The sequence below is a fragment of the Burkholderia sp. SIMBA_051 genome (assembly GCF_046534915.1).
Taxonomy (GTDB): domain Bacteria; phylum Pseudomonadota; class Gammaproteobacteria; order Burkholderiales; family Burkholderiaceae; genus Burkholderia; species Burkholderia ambifaria.
The window spans coordinates 1-233 of sequence record NZ_JAWRXS010000964.1 but is presented as its reverse complement, the minus strand read 5'-3'; the positions used below and the strand labels follow the sequence as shown (position 1 = coordinate 233).

At 63.1% G+C, this 233-nt stretch carries 1 protein-coding gene; it reads right to left on the bottom strand.

The window, feature by feature from the left end:
- A partial coding sequence (locus tag SB771_RS37355; protein WP_410722324.1) for a hypothetical protein occupies window positions 1–233 on the bottom strand: 233 nt, incomplete at both ends.

The following is a 233-nucleotide window of genomic DNA, read 5'->3' as shown; positions in this document are numbered from 1 at the left end:
ACGAGTAAAGGTGGACCCGGTTCTGACCGGTAGCATCGTCCATGACGAGCTGGTTGAAGCCGTCGCCGCCATACTCACGCGAACGAAACCCGGACAGCAGGCCGTGCGTGTGCCACATCGGCATCGTCGCGCCCCCATGCAAACGCGACACGATGACGGGCCTGTCGCAGTCGCCATTGACGAATCCGAGGAGCACCTGATCACCTTTGCGCAACGGGAAGTAGCCGCCGCGC